The 21,498-nt window shown below is 48.2% G+C and carries 22 protein-coding genes and 5 pseudogenes; 22 read left to right on the top strand and 5 right to left on the bottom strand.

What is annotated here, in order from left to right:
- Positions 1-185 precede the first annotated feature (185 nt).
- On the top strand, positions 186-587 hold the full coding sequence (locus AC4BAN_RS11060) for a hypothetical protein (protein WP_490564463.1): 402 nt from the start codon (positions 186-188) through the stop codon (positions 585-587).
- A 57-nt stretch (positions 588-644) separates the two neighbouring features.
- On the opposite strand, the gene AC4BAN_RS11055 is transcribed toward AC4BAN_RS11060, so the two are convergent.
- On the bottom strand, positions 645-3,071 hold the full coding sequence (locus AC4BAN_RS11055; RefSeq protein WP_490564462.1) for a type IA DNA topoisomerase: 2,427 nt from the start codon (positions 3,069-3,071) through the stop codon (positions 645-647).
- Between the two features lie 249 nt (positions 3,072-3,320).
- Between AC4BAN_RS11055 and AC4BAN_RS11050 the strand changes: the two genes are divergently transcribed.
- From AC4BAN_RS11050 to AC4BAN_RS11000, 11 genes and pseudogenes are all read left to right on the top strand, one after another.
- Complete coding sequence (locus AC4BAN_RS11050) at positions 3,321-4,214, top strand: oxidoreductase (protein WP_490564461.1); 894 nt, start codon at positions 3,321-3,323, stop codon at positions 4,212-4,214.
- A 648-nt stretch (positions 4,215-4,862) separates the two neighbouring features.
- A complete protein-coding gene (locus tag AC4BAN_RS11045; RefSeq protein WP_490564460.1) occupies positions 4,863-5,690 on the top strand; it encodes a metallophosphoesterase family protein in 828 nt (275 codons plus the stop codon).
- A gap of 6 nt (positions 5,691-5,696) precedes the next feature.
- Complete coding sequence (locus tag AC4BAN_RS11040; protein WP_490564459.1) at positions 5,697-6,311, top strand: hypothetical protein; 615 nt, start codon at positions 5,697-5,699, stop codon at positions 6,309-6,311.
- Between the two features lie 36 nt (positions 6,312-6,347).
- Complete coding sequence (locus AC4BAN_RS11035; RefSeq protein WP_490564458.1) at positions 6,348-6,569, top strand: DUF2905 domain-containing protein; 222 nt, start codon at positions 6,348-6,350, stop codon at positions 6,567-6,569.
- A gap of 142 nt (positions 6,570-6,711) precedes the next feature.
- Entirely contained in the window at positions 6,712-7,476 is a 765-nt protein-coding gene (locus AC4BAN_RS11030; RefSeq protein ID WP_490564457.1) for a YdcF family protein, read from the top strand.
- A 562-nt stretch (positions 7,477-8,038) separates the two neighbouring features.
- Positions 8,039-8,332 (top strand): type II toxin-antitoxin system HigB family toxin, encoded by a 294-nt coding sequence (locus AC4BAN_RS11025; RefSeq protein ID WP_490564456.1) that lies wholly within the window; start codon positions 8,039-8,041, stop codon positions 8,330-8,332.
- Positions 8,333-8,376: 44 nt separating this feature from the next.
- A complete protein-coding gene (locus AC4BAN_RS11020; protein WP_490564455.1) occupies positions 8,377-8,757 on the top strand; it encodes a helix-turn-helix domain-containing protein in 381 nt (126 codons plus the stop codon).
- 260 nt (positions 8,758-9,017) lie between these two features.
- Positions 9,018-9,944, top strand: a complete 927-nt coding sequence (locus AC4BAN_RS11015) for a tyrosine-type recombinase/integrase (protein WP_490564454.1) — start codon at positions 9,018-9,020, stop codon at positions 9,942-9,944.
- On the top strand, positions 9,931-10,761 hold the full coding sequence (locus AC4BAN_RS11010; protein WP_490564453.1) for a tyrosine-type recombinase/integrase: 831 nt from the start codon (positions 9,931-9,933) through the stop codon (positions 10,759-10,761). The genes AC4BAN_RS11015 and AC4BAN_RS11010 overlap by 14 nt, the downstream gene beginning before the upstream one ends.
- Positions 10,762-10,860: 99 nt before the next feature.
- Positions 10,861-11,754: pseudogene (locus AC4BAN_RS11005) on the top strand (RHS repeat domain-containing protein); the annotation flags it as partial.
- Between the two features lie 13 nt (positions 11,755-11,767).
- Positions 11,768-12,310 (top strand): hypothetical protein, encoded by a 543-nt coding sequence (locus tag AC4BAN_RS11000; RefSeq protein ID WP_490564452.1) that lies wholly within the window; start codon positions 11,768-11,770, stop codon positions 12,308-12,310.
- 783 nt (positions 12,311-13,093) lie between these two features.
- On the opposite strand, the gene AC4BAN_RS10995 is transcribed toward AC4BAN_RS11000, so the two are convergent.
- Positions 13,094-13,384: a HigA family addiction module antitoxin gene (locus AC4BAN_RS10995; protein WP_490564451.1), complete on the bottom strand. Its 291-nt coding sequence runs from the start codon at positions 13,382-13,384 to the stop codon at positions 13,094-13,096.
- Between the two features lie 28 nt (positions 13,385-13,412).
- Positions 13,413-13,697 (bottom strand): type II toxin-antitoxin system RelE/ParE family toxin, encoded by a 285-nt coding sequence (locus AC4BAN_RS10990; protein ID WP_490564450.1) that lies wholly within the window; start codon positions 13,695-13,697, stop codon positions 13,413-13,415.
- Positions 13,698-13,867: 170 nt separating this feature from the next.
- On the opposite strand from AC4BAN_RS10990, the pseudogene AC4BAN_RS10985 reads away from it, so the two are divergent.
- The 8 genes and pseudogenes from AC4BAN_RS10985 to AC4BAN_RS10950 form a co-directional block, all read left to right on the top strand.
- Positions 13,868-14,704: pseudogene (locus tag AC4BAN_RS10985) on the top strand (RHS repeat domain-containing protein); the annotation flags it as partial.
- Positions 14,694-15,173 carry a hypothetical protein gene (locus AC4BAN_RS10980; RefSeq protein ID WP_490564449.1) on the top strand — a complete coding sequence of 160 codons (480 nt, stop codon included), beginning with the start codon at positions 14,694-14,696 and terminating at the stop codon, positions 15,171-15,173. The pseudogene AC4BAN_RS10985 and the gene AC4BAN_RS10980, both read left to right, overlap by 11 nt.
- Before the next feature lie 209 nt (positions 15,174-15,382).
- Positions 15,383-16,318 (top strand): annotated as a pseudogene (locus AC4BAN_RS10975) (RHS repeat-associated core domain-containing protein); the annotation flags it as partial.
- Complete coding sequence (locus AC4BAN_RS10970; RefSeq protein ID WP_490564448.1) at positions 16,299-16,856, top strand: hypothetical protein; 558 nt, start codon at positions 16,299-16,301, stop codon at positions 16,854-16,856. The pseudogene AC4BAN_RS10975 and the gene AC4BAN_RS10970, both read left to right, overlap by 20 nt.
- A 243-nt stretch (positions 16,857-17,099) precedes the next feature.
- On the top strand, positions 17,100-18,086 hold the full coding sequence (locus AC4BAN_RS10965; RefSeq protein ID WP_490564617.1) for an RHS repeat domain-containing protein: 987 nt from the start codon (positions 17,100-17,102) through the stop codon (positions 18,084-18,086).
- A gap of 17 nt (positions 18,087-18,103) precedes the next feature.
- A complete protein-coding gene (gene bamE, locus AC4BAN_RS10960; protein WP_490564447.1) occupies positions 18,104-18,418 on the top strand; it encodes an outer membrane protein assembly factor BamE domain-containing protein in 315 nt (104 codons plus the stop codon).
- Positions 18,419-18,754: 336 nt separating this feature from the next.
- A pseudogene (locus AC4BAN_RS10955) lies at positions 18,755-19,654 on the top strand (RHS repeat domain-containing protein); the annotation flags it as partial.
- Between the two features lie 2 nt (positions 19,655-19,656).
- Positions 19,657-19,989 (top strand): hypothetical protein, encoded by a 333-nt coding sequence (locus AC4BAN_RS10950; protein WP_490564446.1) that lies wholly within the window; start codon positions 19,657-19,659, stop codon positions 19,987-19,989.
- Between the two features lie 316 nt (positions 19,990-20,305).
- On the opposite strand, the gene AC4BAN_RS10945 is transcribed toward AC4BAN_RS10950, so the two are convergent.
- Positions 20,306-20,428, bottom strand: a complete 123-nt coding sequence (locus AC4BAN_RS10945; protein WP_490564445.1) for a hypothetical protein — start codon at positions 20,426-20,428, stop codon at positions 20,306-20,308.
- 79 nt (positions 20,429-20,507) lie between these two features.
- On the opposite strand from AC4BAN_RS10945, the gene AC4BAN_RS10940 reads away from it, so the two are divergent.
- Together AC4BAN_RS10940 and AC4BAN_RS10935 are read left to right on the top strand one after the other, a co-directional pair.
- Entirely contained in the window at positions 20,508-20,963 is a 456-nt protein-coding gene (locus AC4BAN_RS10940) for an excisionase family DNA-binding protein (protein ID WP_490564444.1), read from the top strand.
- On the top strand, positions 20,960-21,418 hold the full coding sequence (locus AC4BAN_RS10935) for a PIN domain-containing protein (protein ID WP_490564443.1): 459 nt from the start codon (positions 20,960-20,962) through the stop codon (positions 21,416-21,418). The genes AC4BAN_RS10940 and AC4BAN_RS10935 overlap by 4 nt, the downstream gene beginning before the upstream one ends.
- Here AC4BAN_RS10935 and AC4BAN_RS10930 read toward each other — a convergent pair.
- Positions 21,398-21,498: pseudogene (locus AC4BAN_RS10930) on the bottom strand (IS982 family transposase); the annotation flags it as partial. The gene AC4BAN_RS10935 and the pseudogene AC4BAN_RS10930 overlap by 21 nt on opposite strands.

Below are 21,498 nucleotides of genomic sequence, written 5' to 3'. Positions count from 1 at the left end.
AAATAGTGGCAAGTTGGGGCTACCAGGGAATTATAAAATAAATTTGCCGAATAGTTTGCAGTTAGCGATTAATTAATAATTTTACAGGCAATAAGCGATTAGCCAATGCCTCGTAACAATGCAATTTTAATGCTGATTTGTCTGTTACTTACAATGGAAGAATTCAACTTTTAGTCAAACGCCACATGAAATTGAAAACAATGCTTGCCTCATTATTGGCTGTAAGTATGCTTACAGGTTGCGAGGATTTATTTGAAGACGGAAGCCTGCAGCCCGATGGCTCCACACCGAGCGTAACAGTGCATGCACCAACCAATAACCAGACCATCACCACCACCCAAGGACTTAGAGTGGATATAACCGTGGTGGACAAAGACCTGGTAAAGGAACTGGAGCTAACAGTTGTAGGAGAAAATTCTGAGAACAAGCTGGTTAATTTCACCAAATATCCGGGGAAAAATGTTGTGGAACTCGACACCACCCTTTCATTTGCTGGCGTTACCACAGGCAACTACACGCTGCAAATAAAAGCAACGGACAGAAGAACGAATCTGGAGCAACAGGAGATCAAATTTACGGTGAAGTAAGGGTAACTGTAAAGTATAAACAGGAAGGGCGCTGCAGATCTGCAGCGCCCTTCCTGTTTAAAACTGGTATACCACCTGCCATTGCTCATTAAGAATGAGAGCGGCCTCAAAAGTATCGCCGGTCTTCTCAGATACAAAGCCTTTAATCTTGGGCGTTTTACCTTTCTGCAACAGTCCCGCGACCTGCTTGTCGGTCAGCTGCTTGCCTCCCTTCTCGAATGGCACCAGCAAGTGGCAACCCTCCCGGAACCTGCTGCACCCGTAGGCGGCTTTGCCTTTCAGTATTTTGCCCTGTTTGCAACGCGGGCATTCTGCATAGGGGTCGGTAGCTGGCGTTTTTATAGCCTTACGGAACTCCAACTGATGGTCGGGGCTCAGGACAAGCACGGCATCAAAGCTTTCGTTCAGTGCATCTTTAAAATTTTTGATCAGGGGTGTTTTGCCTTTGCTTAACAGGGCTTGTACCTGTTTCTCGGTAAGCTGCCTGCCTTGCTGCGCGATGGGCAGTAAAAAGCGGCAACCCTCCCTGTAGCGGCTGCAGCCAAAGGCACTGGTGCCTTTCAGGATGTGCCCCGTTTTGCAGGCTGGGCAAGAGCCCAGCCCGGCAGCCGGGGCCTTTGCCTTTGGGCTTGCAGCAGGACTGGCTTTTCTGGGAGAGGTAGCCGCCTGTTTGGGTTGCTCTTGCTGGGGTTCCAGGGTAACGGTGGCTTTGTCATACTTTACCTCCTGCACCAGCCCGATCACAAAATCCTGCAGCTCCTGTAAAAAAGCCTCAGCCTTAAACTCGCCCCCCTCAATCTGGCGGAGCTTGCGCTCCCACTGGCCCGTCATCTCGGCAGACTTCAGCGTCTGGTTCGGTATAACGCCGATCAGGTCGATGCCCATCTGGGTGGGTACGATCTTTTTTTTCTCCTTCCGAATATACTGCCTTTTATACAAGGTCTCGATGATGGCGGCGCGGGTGGAGGGGCGGCCGATGCCGTTCTCCTTCAGGGCTTCCTTCAGGTCGTCATCGTCCATTTGCCTGCCTGCCGTTTCCATGGCTCTAAGCAAGGTTGCCTCGGTGTACTCTTTGGGCGGGCTGGTCATTTTTCTGTCGAGCAGGGGGGCATGGGGACCGTGTTCTCCCTTGTCGAAATGGGGCAGCACCCCCGACGCCTCTTCTTCGTCTTTGCCGGTGCTCTCCGGTTTAATGTCTTCTGCGCCATACAGCACGCGCCAGCCTGGCTCCAGTATCTGCTTGCCCTTCACCCTGAAAGTATAGCCTGCAGAATCAGCCAGCACCGTGGTGTTGCTAACGATGCAGTCGGGGTAAAAAGCAGCCAGGAAACGCCTGGTAATGATATCATACACATCGGCTTCGCGCCCGTACAGGCTGTTGGCTGAGGCGCCGGTTGGAATAATGGCGTGGTGATCGGTTACCTTGTTGTTATTAAATACTTTTTTTGTCTTGCGGATCTTGGTTTCCAGCAACGGCGCCACCTCCTGGCGGTAATTGCTCAGGCCCTGCAGGATGGCGGGTATCTTGGGGTAAATATCATCGGGTAAAAAAGTGGTGTCTACGCGCGGATAAGACACTACTTTCTTTTCGTAAAGGCTCTGCACCGTTTTCAGCGTCTCGTCCGCCGACATGCTCAGCTTATTGTTGCACTCGATCTGCAGCGAGGTCAGGTCGAAAAGCCGGGGCGTGGATTCGGTGCCCTTCTTGGTTTCTACGTCCGTAATCGTCAGTTCGGCCTGCTGGATGGCTTCCATGATCTTTTGTGCCTCCTCCTCCTGCTGGAAACGCCCGTTGGTGCTGGAGAAAGTGGTATCGCGGTATACGGTTTTTAACTCCCAAAAAGGCTGGGGCACAAAGTTGGCGATCTCGTGGTGCCGGTTCACGAGCATGGCTAGCGTAGGGGTTTGTACACGGCCGATGGAGAGCATCTGGCGGCCTTGTGCATACTTTAGGGTGAAGAGGCGGGTGGCGTTTAAACCAAGAAGCCAGTCGCCAATGGCGCGACTCTTGCCGGCCTGGTACAGCAGGTCGAAGTCGGAGCCGTCTTTGAGTTTGGCAAACCCCTGCCGGATCGCCTCCTCGGTGAGCGAGGAGATCCAAAGGCGCTTGAAGGGCTTGTTATACTTTGCCTCCGTCAGGACCCAACGCTGGATCACTTCCCCCTCCTGGCCGGCATCCCCGCAGTTGATCACTTCATCGGCCTGGTCGAGCAGGCGCTTGATGATCTTAAACTGTTGCTCCACGCCTTTGTTCTTGATCAGTTTGATGCCGTAGCGCTCGGGCAGCATGGGCAGGTCGTACATGCTCCAGCGCTTCCACTCGGGGCGGTAGTCGTCGGGTTCGCGCAAGGTGCAAAAATGCCCGAAAGTCCAGGTTACCTGGTAGCCATTGCCTTCAAAGTACCCATCCTTCTTCGTTCGGGCACCTAACACCGTGGCTATCTCGCGGGCTACGCTTGGTTTCTCAGCAATACAAACTTTCAAGGTAATTCGGGGTTAGGGTACATCAACAGAACTCAAATTTAAGCTTTTTATCGATCTTTTGCTTGCTAAACCAAACATAGCGCGCTTTCCGTTTGCAGCCGCCCTGGTGTAGCCGGCAGCAGTATAAATAGGAAGAAACCCGCGCGGAAAAGTTTTGCATTAGTCACGATGGGTGCATTTAAAACTTCAGAAAAGCAGCAGGAATGTGGGGCTTTAAAAACATCCGGGGCACATTTAAGTTAAAGGAGCATGAAAGAAGCGGATAACGCAAGAAGAATAGCCGTTGTAACGGGGGCCAATATCGGCTTAGGCTACGAAACAGCGCTGTATTTAGCCGGCCAGGGCATGCATGTGATCCTGGCCTGCCGAAACGAGCAAAGAGCCCGTGGTGCAAAGGAGAAGATCCTGCAGACACACCCCAAGGCGGTGGTGGAGGTACTGTTGATCGACACGAGCAGCCTACAGTCGGTGCGTGACTTTGCAACCGCCTATAAGCAGCGCTTCCAGCGGCTGGACCTGCTCATTAACAACGCGGGTATTATGATGTCGCCTTACCAACTGACAGCGGATGGGATAGAGAGCCAACTGGCGACGAACTTCACGGGCCACTTTGCCCTGACTGGCCTGCTTTTACCGCTTCTGTTGAGCACGCCTCATTCGCGCGTGGTGTCGTTAAGCAGCCTGGCACACGCCTGGACCCCGGTGCAGTTGCATGACCTGCACTTTGCGCAGGGATACAGCAAGCGCAAAGCCTACGGGCAGAGCAAACTGGCCTGCCTGCTGTTTGCCTACGAACTGGACAGGCGATTAAAGAAAAACAACCGGCAAACCTTGTCGGTGGCGGCGCACCCTGGCCTGTCGGACACCAACCTGGCACAACACCTGCCAGCGGCACTGCAGTGGCTTAGCCCGCTTTTGGGGCAAAGTGCCGCCGCCGGTGCCGAGCCAACGCTATACGCCGCTTTGTCGCCTGACATAAAAGGAGGGGAGTACGTAGGCCCTGACGGGTTTAAGGAGTGGCGCGGCAAACCCACGCTTGTCCGCTCTAACAAGGCATCGAAAAACCTGCGGGTGGCAAAAGAATTGTGGCAAAGAACAGAGGAAATGACCGGTGTAGTGTTTGATTTTACTGGGAGCAAGTAAGCGCGTTTAGCGTGGTGGCGAAGGTGCTTTCGCTACTGTTATTTAGGCAGGTGGTTGTTGGGCAAAGCGTGCCTTGGGAGATTGAAGAGAAAGAAGCAAAAATTAAAAGGTAGATGCCTTTAGCAAAGGTAAAAGACTCATGCTTTTAGAAGGTGTAAAAGGCACCTAAACCGGCCTGTAATACCGGTAAGGAAGAGATGTTGTTCTTAGGCGATTATGAATTAATTCTGGTTGCGATTTATACGATGCATGGAAGGTGTAAACCCACCCCTAACCCCTCCGAGGAGGGGAATCACGCTGCCCTTTTACTTTGATAAGGACTAAATGCCAGTTGTGGATCCATGTGCAGAAGAACTCACATACCAGCATTTTATATTATGCCAACTTGCTACATCATGATTTCAAAAATTGGAAACAATTCCCCTCCTCGGAGGGGCTAGGGGTGGGTGAATCGTAACTTGATTTAACCATAAAGCTAGAATCTGAATATCATTCATGCCTCTAAAGCTTTATACGACACAATTTGCTTCTTAAAATTAAAATTAAAGAAGCATTATATAGTAATAAAACAACCTTTACACGAACGCTGCAACATTACGCCAGCAACTGTGGTAAAATCAAAAATAAATATAAGCGAGAAAGCTGACCATGTTTACCAAAAAAAAGGCGCGACGCCAGGCACTGTTTGCGATGGCCATTTTAATGCCGCTGGCTATGGCTTTGCCGTCCTGCGAGGAGTTTGCGTACAGTCCGTATGAAGTGCGGCTGAAGGAGAGTGAGAAGGACATCAACAAGAAGAACATCGAAAAGATAAGCAAGCTGACACTTGCCCCCGACGATACGCTTACGTTTATCCTGACATCAGACACACAGGGCTTTTACGAGGAAAACGAGCAGCTGGTGCGCCATGCCAACCAGCGCAACGACATAGACTTCCTGCTGCTGGGCGGCGACCTGACTGATTTTGGGCTGACCAAGGAATTTACGCTGATACACGACGACTTTAAGCAGCTGAAAGTACCCTACGTGGCCGTAGTGGGCAACCACGATGCCATAAACAACGGTCAGGAGGTATTCAGGGCCATGTACGGGGATTATAACACCAGCTTTGCCGTAGGCGACAACCGGTTTATACTTTTAAATACCAACTACCTGGTGTTTGACAAGCAAGTGCCTGACCTGGACTGGCTGGAAAAGGAGTTGGAAGCCTCCTCAGGCTATCAGAATGTGTTTGTGCTGTCGCATATCCCGCCCACCAACCAGGAGTTCGGGCCGGACAAGCAGGAAAGGTATTTCCGTTTGCTCAGCAAGTATAAAGTGCGTTTCTCGTTGCATGGCCACAACCACAGTTTTAATTTCTATCGGCCTTTTGATGGCACCGTGCCCTACCTGGAAACGGCTGCTACGCAAAAACGGGAATACGTGGTGTTTAAAGTGATAGGGGAAGAGGTGCGTTACGAACGTGTTAATTTTTAAAAGTATATGATGCGTGTAAAATTACTCCTGCTCTTTATCTGTTTGCTAAGCATCCCCGCCCTCGCTTTAGGGCAGACGATACCGGATAGCACAGCAGCCCCCCGAAAATGGTATGCCCCGGATGGCGTTACGCTGCAGTTTGCCGGAAACATAGGCCTACTGTCTGCCGGTCCGAGCTATAGTTTTAAGCACAAGCATTTAACGGCAGAGCTACTGTATGGCTTTGTGCCAAAGCAGGACGCAGAAGAATCGCTGCATTTGCTTACCCTGCGCACCAGGTACAAGCCTTTTAAGCGAATAGAACTGAACGACAAGTATAGCCTGACGCCCTTGCGCGTTGGTTTGGGGCTTAGCTATTATTTCAGAAGCCAGTTTTCCACGAGTTGGGATAGCGCTTATCCCACCAAAGACTATTATTGGTGGAGGAGCAGCTTACGTGTAACAGGCGGGGCCGGCATGGAGCTTAACCGTGCCATAAATAACGGCGGGCTCATAAAAGAACTTAGCCTGTTTGGCGAAGTGGGCACCTACGACCTGATCGTGACCTCTGCCTTTAAGGATGAGTCTTTAACAAAATGGGATATACTTAGCTTCTCGCTGGGGTTGAGTGCCGGGTTTTAATGAAGTTGAAGTATAGATAACAAAAGGCAGTAAAGTATGCAGCCGCTTGGTAAAACGATCGTTGTAATTGGGGTGCTGCTTGTTGTGGTTGGCTTGGTGCTCTGGCTTGCGGGGGATAAACTCGGCTGGTTTGGTCATTTACCAGGCGATATCAGGCTGGAGCGGAAGAACCTGCGCTTTTTTGCCCCCATCACCAGCATGCTTTTGCTTAGTATACTGCTCTCTGTGTTGCTCTGGGTTTTCCGCAAATTCTTTTAGCTGGGTTTTCTCCTTCGGAGGTAATTCCTAACTTGCTGGCCGCAACGGATCATTTCCCCCATGTGCTTTCGCCTGCTCAGGTTCTGATTGCAGGCTGGCCATGGGGTTTGTGTCTGTATTACTTAGCCTGCGTTTGTGACCCATGTTCTTCCTCCTTTCTAAAACACTGATGTTTTTGCTGATGCCCTTTATCTGGGTGTTGCTGTTCCTGGTTCTGGCTGTGCTCCTGAAGTCGCGGGAGCGGCGGCGGTTTTTCCTGCTGGCCGCGCTGGGCATCCTGCTCATCCTTTCGAACCCGTTTTTATCGAATGAAGCGTGGCGCTCCTGGGAAGTGGAGGCCATGCCCGTGAAGGATGTGGTGGATTATGACGTGGCGGTGATCCTGACGGGTGTAACATCGTACCGGGAGGATGTTCCAGACAGGATTCATACTTCGAAAGGGTCGGACCGCTTTCTGCATCCGCTGCAACTTTACCGCATGGGCAAGATCAGGAAGTTTCTGGTAACCGGCGGCAGTGGCTATATTCTAAAGGACAGGATACCGGAGGCAGAACAGATAAAAGCACTGCTCCTGCTTGCCAACGTTCCGGAGCAGGATATTATAACAGAGAGCGATAGTCGCAATACCCGCGAGAACGCACAGAAAACAGCTGCCTATTTACAAAAACATCCGGAGTTCAAAAAGGTGCTGCTGGTAACTTCCGCGTTCCACATGCGCCGGGCCGCAGCCTGCTTCCGGAAGGCAGGCGTGCAGGCCGACAGCTTTACCACCGACTTTTACGGCTACGAGCGCCGCTTTACCCCAGACGAACTGATTATACCCAACATCGTCTCCTTCAGCTCCTGGCACCTGCTCATCCACGAAATTACCGGCTTCGTTACCTATAAACTGTTAGGGTACTGTTAGCAGGATGCGGTTTTGTTTAGTCTGGGAGCAATTGTGAAGTTTTGAGATGCAGTATTGGGATTTTGGTTTAGAATACTGTTTTTTTTAAATTGTTAATGTGATAAAGAAACTGTTAGAAGTTGGGCGAATACATTTGCGGAGATTAAGCTGCCTACCATTCCTATCTATAGCTAAATCGCTATATTTCCGAGAGTAACAGCGCCGGGCGGGCACACTATTACCTTCTTTAGCACTACGATCCGTAGGGCTAATCTCGCGGGCATCGAGCGACAGGGCACGCCGGACCACAAGTTCCAAACAGCAAGGAGAAGCAGACTGAGCTAGGTTTAAACTGGATGGAATATGGGGCACGGATGTACGATGCCCAGATTGGCAGGTGGCACGTGCTGTATCTATTGACAGAACTTAGTAGTAGGAGATGGAGTCCATATACGTAAGGTTATGTTAAGCGGAGGCCTAGTCAGATGTATCCTGTTTTGCTTGTGGCAGAGCATAACAAGATAAAAAACAAAAGTTGTCTTTATGACAACAAATTATTACCTTTGCCGTAAACATTTAACCCATGCACATCATCAGCTACAAGGCCATCAGGGAGTACTATGAAAAGCATGCAGCCGCCAAGCCCTATCTGACCGCGTGGTTCAAGACGACCAAGAAGGCCGAGTGGGGGAGCGTGAATGACATGCGGCTTGACTACCCAAGCGCGGAAATGGTGGTGGACGGAAAGGTTGTCTTCAACATCAAGGCAAATGACTATAGGCTGGTGGCCCTGGTGGGGTTCAGGGCAAAGAGAGTGTTTGTGCTGTGGATCGGCACACATGCCGAATACGATAAGATCAAGCTAAAGGACCTTTAACAGGAAAGCCACACATTACCTGTATCACTTAAGGAATCTCAACCATGGATATTAGATTAATTCATACCGAAGCCGACTACCAGACCGCACTCCAAAGGATACGGAAGCTGTGGGAAGCGGAGCCAGGTACCCCCGAGGCGGATGAGCTGGAGATTCTGGCTATGATCGTCAACAAATACGAGGAGGAGCACTATTCTATAGAAGAACCTGATCCGATTGAGTACATCAAGATCCGCATGGAGGAACTGGGGCTGAAGCAGGAGGACCTGGTGCCTTATATGGGCAATAAAGGCAATGTATCCAAAGTGCTCAGCCGAAAGCGGTCACTCTCCCTGGAGATGATCCGGAACCTGCACCGGGGGCTGCACTTCCCGTTGGATGTCCTCATTGCAGCGTCAAATTTAAACGGCAAAGCCACCGGATAGCAGTGGCTTTGCTGTTTAAATTTGACTTCTTGTTTGTAACTGCATTGCCAACTTGTCATAACCCTTGTTGTTGGTAAAACCTACCCCGTGTTTTCCTGCTGCGACGTTTTCGATCTTCTTTCTCACATCACTACACGACATTTTTCCCGATTCAGAAAGTCATTTTAGATCGCTGAGTTGTTGCTATTTTGCAGCTTAACAGAAGTAATTGCTAACACTTCCACTGCTTGCATGATGACACACTCAATAACTGGCGGCCGATGAAACAGCTGCCGCTCGACAATCCACATTTCCTGGAGCTCCAGGCATCCTTTGCTGACTGGCTCCTGGTGCTGGGCTACGCTGAGAGCACCCTAAGGTACGCACCTTTGCATCTGCGCGAGTTTCTTTATTTTCTGGAAACCCAGGAAGTAGACAGGATCCGGCAGGTCAAACGGGAACAGGTAAAGGCTTTCTTCTCCTATCTATCCGAAAGGGCCAGCAAGCGCAGCGGGGGCAAGCTGTCGATGGCCTATGAAAGTAAGTACTGGCAGGCGTTGAAGCTGCTGGACCGCTACCTGCGGGAGACCGGGGAGTGGGGACTGACGCTGCCTAAAAGCTCCGTGCAGCCGGAGCGCAAGCTGCACGCCGTGCTGACACAGGACGAGGTGCAGCTGCTCTTCAGCGCTGGCGCAGATGACATGCTCGGGATCCGCGACCGCGCCGCCCTGGCGCTCTTCTACGGCTGCGGGTTGCGGCGCTCAGAAGGCATCGGCCTGGACGTGGGAGACGTGCTGCTGGAGAAGGGGCTGGTGTATGTGCGCAAGGGGAAGAATTACAAAGAGCGCTACGTGCCCATGAGTGCCGGTGTGGTCCGCCACGTGCGGCGCTACCTGGAGGAGGCAAGGCCTGAGATCCTGGATACGTGCCGGTACCGATGCAGGCGCGATAAAAAAGCGTTGCTGCTGAGTGCCCGTGGTACCCGTGTCAACGACCGCACGATCACGCTGCGGTTCAGGTCCCTGCAGGCGGATGCAGGGAACCCGGGGCTTTTGCAGAAGCGCGTTAACCTGCATAGTTTTCGCCATGCCATCGCCACCCACCTGCTGGAGCGCGGTATGGGGCTCACACGCATCGCCCGCTTCCTGGGCCACACCAAACTGGAGTCCACCCAGATCTACACGCACTTGCTGGATGGAGCAGTTTAAGGAGCATCTGCAGGCAGAGAAGGGGTTTAGCCCTGAGACCACTGCAACCTATGCCTTTGCCCTGGGCAAACTGCATACCTGGATGAGGCGGGAAGGGTTGACGGCAGAAAACCTGACTTACCGGCACATGCTGGGCTATGTGAAGCAGCGGCTGCTGCGTGGGGACAGCAAGCGTGACTTCAACCAGGGGCTCACGGCAGCCCGGCACTACTTTGAGTACCTGATTCACATGGGGCTTACCGACTACAATCCAGCCACCAATCTCTATGTAAGGGGTGATGTGCGCCGGTTGCCGCACGGGCTGCTGGAGCGTCGAGAACTGGACATGCTCTACCATGCCACCGGCGGATTGCAGCGAAAGGTGCTGGTGGGCCTGCTGGTCTTCCAGGGTTTGAGTGTGGGAGAGCTGCAGTCGCTGGAACCCGGCCATGTGGATCTGGAGCAGGGCCTGTTGCACGTTCCGGCCACCCGCAGGAGCAATGGAAGAGTGCTGCGGTTAGAGGAGCCACAGCTGGGCCCACTGCGCGATTACCTGGACGGGTATGGTCAGGCTGCGCTTTTGACTGCGCCGGAAGGGGGAAGGGATCTGACCAACGTGCTGATGTTTCTCATGGAAAAGCTGCGCAGGACAATCCCGGGGGTACGGAATGCCACGCAGCTACGCATGAGCGTCATCAGCCACTGGTTGAAAGGCAGGGATGTGAGGGTAGTACAGCACATGGCAGGGCATCGGCACGTCTCTTCCACAGAGCGCTACCGGCAGGACCGGCTGCAATCGCTGCAGCGTGACGTGGAGAGTTTCCACCCGTTGGAGTAGGCAGGTTAGAAAAAGATTCAGCACTTCCACTATCTTTATGAAGCAAAGCTGCGCCAGCAGGGCGCATCTGCGCGCATTTAGAGGCACTACGACCCGTGGGGCCTCAACCTGGCGGGCATCGAGCGGCAGAACACGCCGGACCACCTCTTCCAGTACAATGGCAAGGAGCGTCAGACCGAGCTGGGCCTTAACTGGCTGGACCTGAAGGCGAGGAACTACGACCCACAGATTGGCAGATTCCATGTGGTAGACCCTAAGGCTGACCAGGGCGGACAGGAGAGCCTGAGTCCTTTCCAGTATGGTTACAACAACCCAATACGCTTCAGTGACCCTGACGGGGAATGTCCAACCTGCCCACTTGCAGCAGTTGGAGCAGCGGGCGGTTTTATATATGGAGCCTTAAAATATGGCTTTAAGGATGGCGGTTGGAAAAAGGTGATGGCTACTACAGCTGCTGGAGCTGTGGCAGGTTTCACAGTTGGATTAGGGGGAGCTGCTGTAACGGCCGCAGGATTGGCTGGTGCTAACGCAGCATATGTAGTCGGTGCAGCGGGTATTGGAGGAGCAGTTGCAGGTAATCTAACAGAGCAGGGAGTTAACATGGCCTTGGGTTCCCAAGAAGGATTTGACCAGACTGATTTCATGCTTTCCCTTACTTTGGCAATTTCCGAAACTTTATTGGGTGAGGCTGTGATGGGACCTGTTGAGAACAGTATAAAGTCTAGCATAAAATCTGAACTAACTAAAGAGATAGGCTTTCAGGAACAGAAAAAGTTTTTGAAAGAGACTGTTAAAGAGATTAAAAAAGCAAGCGGTGGCCAGCTATCAACACGGGAGTCTAGGACTGCGGCTCAGAAAGCTCTAAATTTGGCTAGGGAAACACAACAATCTACCATGAACGCAACCATTAAAGTAGCTGATGGAGCAGTTAGTGTAGGGACTGTTGTAGTTGATAATGCAAAGTCTGATAAATTAAAGGAAGTTGTACAGTAGGATTTTTATCAAAATGAATTTTTTAAACAAAGGCGACTATTACAGCAAAGCAATATTTGTTTTCATCTTTTTAACCTTTTTATTCTTCTCTAAGGAAGCTTTTGGCTCTGGCATATATAGTTGGATAGGTGGAGGGGTTGGAGCTATAATTAGCTATTTTGTAGTATCTAAAATAGTAAACAAGTCATCAAGGACTAAAAAGATGGCTTTAGCGGTGGTTTTTACTCTGTTTGTTTTGATTACTTACGCCTCAGTTACTCTCTTGTCAGGAGATATGTCCGGGAGCTACAATAATTATAATGGTACATGGATTTCAAATGACTCAGATGGTGTTGTTATAAAACTGCGGTTCAACGAGGAGAATGGAGATTTAAGCATGTCGCCTGACTTTGAAGAGATAGGATACTCATATAAAATTGAAAACGATTCTATGTTCCTCAGCAAAGACGGAGAGATTAAGTTTAGATGGCTTATAGTATCCTCTAGCAAAGAGTCCTTTGAGATTAAAGATGCTAGCAGCAAAGTAAAATTCATGAGAGATAGCGGCAGAGAGTAATATAATCAAGTATTGGCCGCTACCTGAATTCTCCTGTAGAATCAACAAGAAAGCCCGCTCCTTTATCAGGGGCGGGCTTTTTCTTTTTCGACTGAGAGCTGTTTCCGGGCTGTTTTCAGAAAAAGATGCCAAAAATAGAAACTGCTTATCCAGAGAATAACCGCTACTACCGTTTGACGGGTTCTTGGCAGGTTTAAGCGGGATTCATGCGTGTTCTCGGCTGGAGTGCTCTGCGGTAAAATAAGGCTAAATACACTCCCTCTGGCCGACCTTGCTTTTGCCTTGCCTTTTTGTTTTTGATCGGTGTAAGCAAAACCATACTTTCTATATGACCGTACGGGGCTTCGTTGTGGTGCAATATAACCCGCTGCATATCCAGATCCTAAGCCGTACCTATAGCGACTGCAGGCCAAAAATTAGCTTTTACATCTTGATCTCAAATTTAAGGGAGCAAAGAACCAGAAGAAAAATTGATGATTTAACTGATCAGCTTTTTAGGACGGGTCACTGAGCTTAAAGTCCCTTAAAACGCCCATTTTGTGACACACTTGCGCCTATGTAAGGCATGTGTAACTTGTTTTTAGGATAATCATTTCGATGCTATGGCCAATTCGGCCAATTACCGGCCAATTAGTTTGTCCTGAATTACTTTAGGCCACCACGCAACACTATAGCATGCATAAAAGCAGGTGCGGAGAATAATTTATTTATTCTCCGCATATTTGCGGAATAAGAGCTCATATGCTGAATAATCAGTTGCATCAGCCAATGAGATCTGTTGATTCAGGCAGCAGACTGCAGCAGGTTCTTTATCCTGGACACATCCACTTTCTGTTGGGCCTGCCACAGGTCATAGTTCTTCTGGAAGTTGACCCAGAACTCGGGGCTGGTACCAAACGCGGCGGACAGCCTCCAGGCCATCTCGGCGCTGATGCCGGCGTGCTCGTTGAGAATCATGGACAGGTTCTTTCGGCTGATCTCCAGGCTCAAGGCGATCTCCGTCACTGACTTGCCAGTGCCGTTTACATACTCGCGGAGGATCTCTCCCGGATGCGGGGGGTTGAACATGAGCATAGTATTAATGTTTAGTTTTACGGTCTACTTAATGATAATCCTGATAGTTGACATCGAGCACTTCCACCTTATCGCCCATAAATCGGAAGGTTATGCGCCAGTTGCCGTTCACCTTCACTGACCAGTGGTCCTTCAGGTTCCCTTTGAGCGGATGCAGGTCCCAGCCCGGTACGTTCACGTCCTGAACGCTTGCGGCCGCGTGCAGGGTGGCCAGAATCAGCCTGATCTTGCTTAGGTGTGCGTGCTGCAGCTTAGAGCCGTCCCCTTTGAGGAAGAAGCGCTCCAGGCCCTTGTGTTTAAAGCTGACGATCATGCTGCAAGTATAACTTGTTACGTTACAAGTAACAAGTGTGTTGTAGAATAAATTTCATTCTACTGCTCTTATAAGACGGCGCAGTGTCTGAAAAACCCTTAACTTCAAACATGATTTCGGTGCATCAGCAGGGGGCATTAGCTTGCATTTAAGAGCACTACGATCCGTGGGGTGCCAACCTCGTGGGCATCGAACGGGCTGGTACTCCGGACCACCTCTTCCAGTATAACGGCAAGGAGAAGCAGGAAGAGCTGGGGCTCAACTGGATGGACCTGAAGGCCAGGAACTATGATCCGCAGCTGGGCAGGTTCCAATCTGTGGACCCGATGGCCGATGAGGCGGCCCAGGAGGACCTGACTCCGTATCAGTACGCCTACAACAACCCGGTGCTCTACAGCGATCCAGATGGCCTTTGCCCTTGCCTGGTTGCTCCATTTATCCCGGTTTTCGTGGAGGCTCTGGCTGTTGCTGCAACTGTAGTGGCAGAAGCGGTTGTAGCTACCGGGGCTGCAGTAGGCTTAACCGAGCTTGTCAAGCATACGGATACATCGGCGCCGGGCATCTTGTACAGTAGCCCGGCGGTTTCTGCCGCTCAGTCTCTAAGACAGCCAGGCGAATCTACCAAGCCGCTGTCATTAAATAGTACAGGGAAGAGTAATAAACAGGAGCAGAAAGGTTCTGAGGGTAACCCTCATGATACATCTCGTGCTGCACGTAGAGATGCTATGAGAAAGGGTGGAGTGCCTACAAGTCGACCATTGCATCAGGACAAACAGACTAATTCTAAAGATAAAGTATATCTCGATAGAGATGGTGAACATACAGTTCAAGATGCAAAGAATGATGAAAGCCACCGTGGTAAACCTCACTGGGAAGCTGGTAGAACAAAAAAAGATGCGAGTCAGCCTGATGGTTTGAACCGAAGTGGAACCGGTAGAAGCACTACTAACAAACCTCGAATGGAGCAACCGAAAGGAAAATCATATTATAAGAAAGATGAACAGTAAACTAGACTTGGTTATTAGGAAAAATAAGGGGAAGAGTCTTTTAAGTAGGTACAAAGAAACTTTCCTCTCTTCAGGCTTTAGAGAGGCCGACTTAGAGTATGTAAGTTTAGAAGAGTCTGATAAAGTAATAAATCATGTGAAACAGGTTTTTCCTAAAATTGAAGAGCAGGTAGAATTACTTCCAGATAACGCAACTTCTACTTCTTCAAGGTTATTAAAATCTATATTTACTAGTGTTAATGATGAAAGGAAATGCTACATATTTTCCGATGATGTCTACTACTGTGGTATGTATATAGTTAAAAATTCATTAGCCAAAGAACATTGTTTAAATGTAGCTAAATACGGGTATAGTAACACTTGCTTCTTAGTGGATACTGATTTTGATTTTTCAATTACAGTAAACTATTATAACAGGCAAGAATCGGAACTTAAGGATATGTATAATATCCATTTAAAAGCTATTTAGATACAACTGAAGCCTTTTAGCTTGCTGTAAGGTAGCACTCTCTATTGGCGTGGGACTATAGCCTTTACTTTATTTCTAAAGAAAGCAACAAAAGTCCTTGCAATGACATGATTATGTCATTGAATGAGAGGGTGAAGGTTTACTGAAGTCTCTTAAGGTGATGAATGTCATTCGCCCCTTATAGAAATTGATAGCACTACGATCCGTGGGGTGCCAACCTCGTGGGCATCGAACGGGCTGGTACTCCGGACCACCTCTTCCAGTATAACGGCAAGGAGAAGCAGGAAGAGCTGGGGCTCAACTGGATGGACTACGGGGCCAGGATGTATGATGCCCAACTGGGAAGGTGGCATGTGGTGGATCCGCTGGCGGACCAGATGCGCCGACACTCGCCCTACAATTATGCCTTCGACAACCCGATCAGGTTCATTGACCCGGATGGGATGGCACCAACAGGAGGTTGGCAAGGTGTAACTTTTGTCTATTTTGAAGGTTCAGCATCTGCAGGAGTAGGGTACGGAGGTAGTATACTTCAGCAATCAGGAATTGCATATGATAAAGTTGGAAAGACACACTTTACTCTTGCAACCGCTGTAGGGCCTACAAACCAGAATCTACATAGTGGAAGCAATAACCCTCAATTTATTCTTGGAGCCGATGCCGGACTGTCAGTAGGAGTTGGACAAGATTGGTCATCAGATACTTTTGTTGAATCAGTTTCTAAAACATCTCAGTCATTCGGAGTGCCTACGGCTAAGCCATCCGCTAAGCTTGGACTTGGAGTAGGGATAAGTGGAGGCGAGAACTCTGCATCTTTTTCACTTGGTCTACAAGCAGGTGCTAAATTCTCAACGACAAGTACTTTTGTTCAGGAGTCTGTTTCCCTTACTGACAGAGAAGCTGAGGTTGTTAATAATTCAACAAATGTAGTTGCTGAGTCTTGGAAGATAAACAATCCGACGGCAGTTTTAGATTCTGACAAAAACGTTGTAGGTTATCAAGCAACAGTTGCTACCATGAATACAAAAGGCAAGTTGATCGACACTGGTGTCAAAATCTATAGTGGTGTAAATGTTTCACAAGAAGGTGTCACCTCATCTAACAATATGTGGATGTCACGAGACTATGAGAAGAAAGCTAGGTAGCTATCAAAATAAATCGGGGAAGACAAATTATTGTATGAGATCAAAGAAAACTAAAAAAGTTATTTACGGTACTCTGTGTGTAGTAATAGTGATAGTTATCTGGAATGTAATAGCACACAATTACTCTCAGAACTTTCATGTTGACGTACACAATAAGCCAAAAATGTACAGCTATGATGACACCCGTGGGGTCTTGAACCCTGTAATGGTTATTGATGATATAAAGTACAAAGATGGGATTACTGAATATTATGACGAGTTGATTAGTGGCAATGAAACGCCAGTATTTAATTTCCCTTTAAAAAGCATATTATTCAAGAAACCCGTTTACGTAATGGGCTTTACTCCCGATTCACAATTGGCTGAAGTCGTTTATTATTTAACAGATGATGAAAATGGCAACTACCTCAGAGGTTATATAGATAGCAGAACTTTACATGAAAGTCCTGCTCCAGATAGTCTGATGAAGCTAAAAGATAATGTTAATTATAATTTAGATAAACTATACCATTCTGATAGCATTCAATCTATTCATTAGACCAAATAAGCATAACTGTTGAAGCTAAGCTCCTTAAGCTTAATGTTCGGATAAACTGAAAGCAGGGGGGCTTGTTAAGGTATTCAATTAAAGACTGGCGTTATTATACAAGAAAATGCGGAAGCCCTTTCCTATGTGGATTGGGCTTTTGTTTTCCATTGTTTGTCCAAAGTCCCACAGCCGCTACTACTTTATAAGTAATACACGGCTAAACGGTGTTCGTGCGCTGCTCATTTCGTTGCGATAGCCACAACGCAACGCTTATTCCTTCCAATAACTTGTCATGAATGTAAATCCGCTATCTTTAATAGCGTAAGCAGCGACGGTCAGGCACAGTCTTGCACTCTGGAGCACTACGACCCGTGGGGTGCCAACCTCGTGGGCATCGAAAGGGCCGGGACGCCGGATCATTTGTTCCAGTACAACGGCAAGGAGAAGCAACAAGAGCTGGGGCTGGAGTGGATGGACTATGGGGCCAGGATGTATGATGCGCAGCTGGGCAGGTGGCATGTAGTGGACCCGCTGGCGGAGATAAGCAGGAGACATTCGCCTTATAATTATGCTGTTAATAATCCTCTACGCTTCATTGATCCTGATGGAATGGCCGTTGAGGATGTAGTTGGAGGGGTGAAGTATACAGGCATAGATGCCCAAAATGCTTTCATTGAGTTAAGAGCAAGCCTAGGTTTCGGTGCAGGAAATGAAAATGAGGATGAGGACAAGAATGACCAAAATGGTGACAAACCTAAACAACAGGATCCCTATACTAATCAATATAAGAAAAGGCCTCGAAGCGTAGACGATTTTGTAGATAGATTCCAAGGTATGACCTATGAAGAAATCATGTTGGGAGACGAGTCATTTTTAGGAATTGAATTTCCAAATAGATTGGCTGATGCTCGGTATGGTTTTGTTAGAGACCCATTGAACCCTGGAGAACAAATTGATATGATACACTTTTTAGTTGTTGGAAAGAAAGGTGTAATGATGGGGTTAGGCAATGAAGTAAAGCAATTCTTTAAAGGCTTGTATGGACTTGCGACTGGAGATGATCATGCAATGGATAGTGCTTTCCACCCACAAGATCTATTTTCAAATCGTTTAGGAGTAGAATTTTTCCAAAAATACGGGACTCTGATTGATAAAAACCCTTCACAAATAGCTACATATATTGGTGAGTTTCTTAACGATGTAGGGAATAGAAATCAGTATAAGAAAGTATTCAACTAGTTAAAGAAGAATTAGATATGAAAGGGAAGTTTCTGATTTTATTCATTATTGTTAGCATATTTTTATTTGTAATAGGCTATTCAATTTATAACAGCGAGTTTAGTAAAGAAGCTATTGTAGGTAAAGAAACAATCAATAATGTGAAGGCCATTAGAATTGGAATGGACACAACTGAAGTAATAAAAATTATGGGTAGTCCTATGGATAGAAGAGAATATAGAGGTGAAATATATTATGACTACAGAGTTCCACCCGGCTCGTCTTATCAATGCCAGATTATTTTTAATAATGCTGGAAAAGTTATTTATGTCTCAGATACCCCTGATGAATAATCTCTAATTATTGCTGGTGTGGACTTATGGCTCATGCTCTTGTTTTATTTCAAATAGGCCCTTCCACTTAGGATGGGCCTATTCCTTTTCTATCGTCCATGTAAAAGTAAAAGTCACTAAAACACAAGAGATTGTGCGATAGAGTGATATTCCTGTACCGCCCATTTAGTTATTTTAGTCAACAAAACAACGTATCCCCTCGGCTCTTCCTATAGCTACATGATTCTCTCTACCATTTCCAAGACCTGACTATTTTATAGTAAATCCACTATCTTTAGTGACGTAAGCAGCGCTGGCCGGGCGCAGCCTTGCATTTAGGAGCACTACGACCCATGGGGCCTTAACCTGGCGGGCATTGAAAGGCAGGGAGCGCCGGATCACCTGTTCCAGTACAACGGGATCGAGAAACAGGAAGAGCTGGGGCTGAATGTTAGTATGGCCAAATACCGGGTTTTGGACCCGCAGTTAGGTCGTTGGTGGCAGATCGACCCAATGGTTGAAGGGTACGAAGAGTGGACGCCTTATAACAGTAATTTAAATAACCCTATCAGGTACGACGACCCGGACGGTGATTGCCCGACTTGTATTACCGCAGCAATAGGTGCCGGAATCGGCGCAATGGTTGGTGGGGCAATTGAAGCTGGTTCACAATTATATGAAAACGGAGAAGTAAGCGACTGGGGTGCAGTTGGCGGTTCAGCCCTTCAGAGTGGAATAACGGGCGGCGTGGCAGGGTTTACCGGCGGGGCAAGCTTATTTGCTACAACGGGCGCTTCTGCGGCTGCAAATGCGGCAGGTGGAGCGGTAAATAACCTGGTTCAAGGGAAAGAAGTTACCGTGAAATCTGTAGCGATCGATGCCGCTGTTGGGGCTGCCGCTGGCGTAGGGGGCAAAGTTTTAGATAAAGTTGTTAATAAAACTGAAAATGTTGTAAGGGCAATGTCTAAAGCAGAACTTGCTGCCACAACAAAAACAGGCTTGGTTAGAGGTGGTAGAGAAGGAACGCATTACGCAACAACTGCAGCCAGTAATGATGCTAAGCGTGTAACGCAAAGATTAGCACTTCCTGTAAAACCTGAGGTTAAAGTTACTTTGAAGATACCTAAAGGAGCCTTTTCAAAGCCTACAAAAGTACAGCCTGCATATGGAATGCCCGGAGGTGGAGTAGAAAGGACAGCAACTGGTAAGGTAACTGCTGAAGTTATGAAAGTGAAGCAACTGAAGAACGGAAATTAACAATGGAAAATCAGAATAGAGTTTGTAAACTTAATATTATTGAGCCTTGGAAATTTGGGACAGAAAAAGCAATAGATGTTTCTATTCTTGGTAAACATAATAATGAATATCTAATTATTATTTTTAAGCCATTGTTAATTAAGGGAATGGTGGTTGATCATTTGCTTGGAGAGTTAAGAGATAAAGAAAATTCGTTAAACTTACTTTCCCGGGAAGCTAAAGGTACATTTGCGATGAATTTAGTCTATTCAGAAAAGATAAACGAACAGAGTTTCAAAAGTCTTTCTATTAAAGACTTTAGAGAAAATTTTCTCTTAGGGGAAGTTATTGTGTGACTTATTCAAACCCTGTAAATGTAAGCTTGTATTTTCAAAGCCCGGCTAATGGCCGGGCTTTTTGCTTCCGGGCTGTTTTGAAAAACGGTATGGGAATGGGCTAAAAAGTCCGGGCCCGAAAATCATTTTCCGGTTGAGCGGCAGCCCTGCCGGGAACAGCGTGTCTGCCCGCGAAAGCGGCTTTTGCCGCGCACAGGCGCTGTAGCTGTGGCTTTTTCAGCAGGCGGCAACAGGCAGCAACGGCCCTCGTTGCTGCCTGTTGCCGTGTCACAATACCCCAGAATTTCGGGACGAGCAGTGGCCAATTCGCGGCCAATTACCTGGCCATTTCATATTTGGAGCCACGGCCATGGCCCGTGTGGGTGAGGATGGCCTTGTCCGCCAGCTGCTGCAGCTCCTCGGTGGCCGTGGTCTTGGCATAAGCCAGCTTCCTCTCCAATGGTTTTCAAAACAATTTCTGCGCTGAACTTTGTTTCGTTTATTTCGTTTATTAGATTTGAATGAAACAAGATAGCAGTATGGAAGCAGTGATAGAAAAACCGACTTTACAAGACCAGGAGATAGCCAGCAAATCCCTCTTAGGGTTTAGAAATGCCATCAGGACAGGCAGAGCCATCCCTGATGTCATTAAGATTAGGATTCAGGAAAGCGGGGAGTACATCACCTTGCCAAAGAAGGCCCTGGAGCTGCTTTTCCATATCCTGTCGAACATGGCCGAAGGGAAGACTGTCTCGCTTATTCCTTCAGAATCGGAGGTGAGCACCCAGCAGGCGGCAGACATGCTCAACGTGTCCAGGCCGCACATCGTGAAGCTGCTTGAAGAGGGGACCATTCCCTTTAAGAAAGTGGGGAGCCACAGAAGGATCCTGTTTGAGAACCTTCTAAAGTACGAGGCGGAGCTAAAAGAGAGGAGAAGCAAGAACCTGGAGTTTTTGGCTAAACAAGCCCAGGAGCTAAATCTAGGCTACGAATGATTCATTCCCCCAGGTTTGTTGCCGTTCTTGATGCTTGTGTGCTTTACCCAGCCCCTATCAGGGACTTGCTGCTGCATTTAGCGGCTTTGGACCTATACACCCCTAAGTGGACTGACAAAATCCAGGAGGAGTGGACAAGGAACCTTCTCATGAACCGCCCTGATCTCAGCAGGCAACAGCTACAGCGCGTCCCTGAGGCGATGAACGGTTCTTTCCCTGATTCCAATGTGGAGCAGTATGAAAGCCTTATTGCAGCAGTCGCTTTGCCTGACCCCGACGATCGCCATATTGTGGCTGCAGCCATCCGCTGCCACGCGGATGTGATTGTAACGGCTAACCTGAAAGATTTCCCTAAAGAGTGTTTAAGCCAATTTGATGTTGAAGCCCAACACCCTGACTACTTTATCTCGAACCTAATTAACTCAAGTTGCGAGTTATTGGATGATTTGATTTAATGTATAGGCAAATATAAAGAGGATAAGTTTGAGGATGAACCCTTTGGCAGTTACGGCATGGATTTTCTTAGGGAAGAAGG

This window comes from Pontibacter sp. GD13, from assembly GCF_058216355.1.
The sequence above is the reverse complement of the archived record's forward strand: the minus strand, read 5'-3'. Positions and strand labels throughout refer to the sequence as shown.

What these genes read in the sequence shown, in the direction of transcription:
- AC4BAN_RS11060 (WP_490564463.1), top strand. Translation starts at nt 186, where the DNA reads ATGAAATTGAAAACAATGCTTGCCTCATTATTGGCTGTAAGTATGCTT.
- AC4BAN_RS11050 (WP_490564461.1), top strand. Translation starts at nt 3,321, where the DNA reads ATGAAAGAAGCGGATAACGCAAGAAGAATAGCCGTTGTAACGGGGGCC.
- AC4BAN_RS11045 (WP_490564460.1), top strand. Translation starts at nt 4,863, where the DNA reads ATGTTTACCAAAAAAAAGGCGCGACGCCAGGCACTGTTTGCGATGGCC.
- AC4BAN_RS11040 (WP_490564459.1), top strand. Translation starts at nt 5,697, where the DNA reads ATGATGCGTGTAAAATTACTCCTGCTCTTTATCTGTTTGCTAAGCATC.
- AC4BAN_RS11035 (WP_490564458.1), top strand. Translation starts at nt 6,348, where the DNA reads ATGCAGCCGCTTGGTAAAACGATCGTTGTAATTGGGGTGCTGCTTGTT.
- AC4BAN_RS11030 (WP_490564457.1), top strand. Translation starts at nt 6,712, where the DNA reads ATGTTCTTCCTCCTTTCTAAAACACTGATGTTTTTGCTGATGCCCTTT.
- AC4BAN_RS11025 (WP_490564456.1), top strand. Translation starts at nt 8,039, where the DNA reads ATGCACATCATCAGCTACAAGGCCATCAGGGAGTACTATGAAAAGCAT.
- AC4BAN_RS11020 (WP_490564455.1), top strand. Translation starts at nt 8,377, where the DNA reads ATGGATATTAGATTAATTCATACCGAAGCCGACTACCAGACCGCACTC.
- AC4BAN_RS11015 (WP_490564454.1), top strand. Translation starts at nt 9,018, where the DNA reads ATGAAACAGCTGCCGCTCGACAATCCACATTTCCTGGAGCTCCAGGCA.
- AC4BAN_RS11010 (WP_490564453.1), top strand. Translation starts at nt 9,931, where the DNA reads ATGGAGCAGTTTAAGGAGCATCTGCAGGCAGAGAAGGGGTTTAGCCCT.
- AC4BAN_RS11000 (WP_490564452.1), top strand. Translation starts at nt 11,768, where the DNA reads ATGAATTTTTTAAACAAAGGCGACTATTACAGCAAAGCAATATTTGTT.
- AC4BAN_RS10995 (WP_490564451.1), bottom strand. Translation starts at nt 13,384, where the DNA reads ATGCTCATGTTCAACCCCCCGCATCCGGGAGAGATCCTCCGCGAGTAT.
- AC4BAN_RS10990 (WP_490564450.1), bottom strand. Translation starts at nt 13,697, where the DNA reads ATGATCGTCAGCTTTAAACACAAGGGCCTGGAGCGCTTCTTCCTCAAA.
- AC4BAN_RS10980 (WP_490564449.1), top strand. Translation starts at nt 14,694, where the DNA reads ATGAACAGTAAACTAGACTTGGTTATTAGGAAAAATAAGGGGAAGAGT.
- AC4BAN_RS10970 (WP_490564448.1), top strand. Translation starts at nt 16,299, where the DNA reads ATGAGAAGAAAGCTAGGTAGCTATCAAAATAAATCGGGGAAGACAAAT.
- bamE (WP_490564447.1), top strand. Translation starts at nt 18,104, where the DNA reads ATGAAAGGGAAGTTTCTGATTTTATTCATTATTGTTAGCATATTTTTA.
- AC4BAN_RS10950 (WP_490564446.1), top strand. Translation starts at nt 19,657, where the DNA reads ATGGAAAATCAGAATAGAGTTTGTAAACTTAATATTATTGAGCCTTGG.
- AC4BAN_RS10940 (WP_490564444.1), top strand. Translation starts at nt 20,508, where the DNA reads ATGGAAGCAGTGATAGAAAAACCGACTTTACAAGACCAGGAGATAGCC.
- AC4BAN_RS10935 (WP_490564443.1), top strand. Translation starts at nt 20,960, where the DNA reads ATGATTCATTCCCCCAGGTTTGTTGCCGTTCTTGATGCTTGTGTGCTT.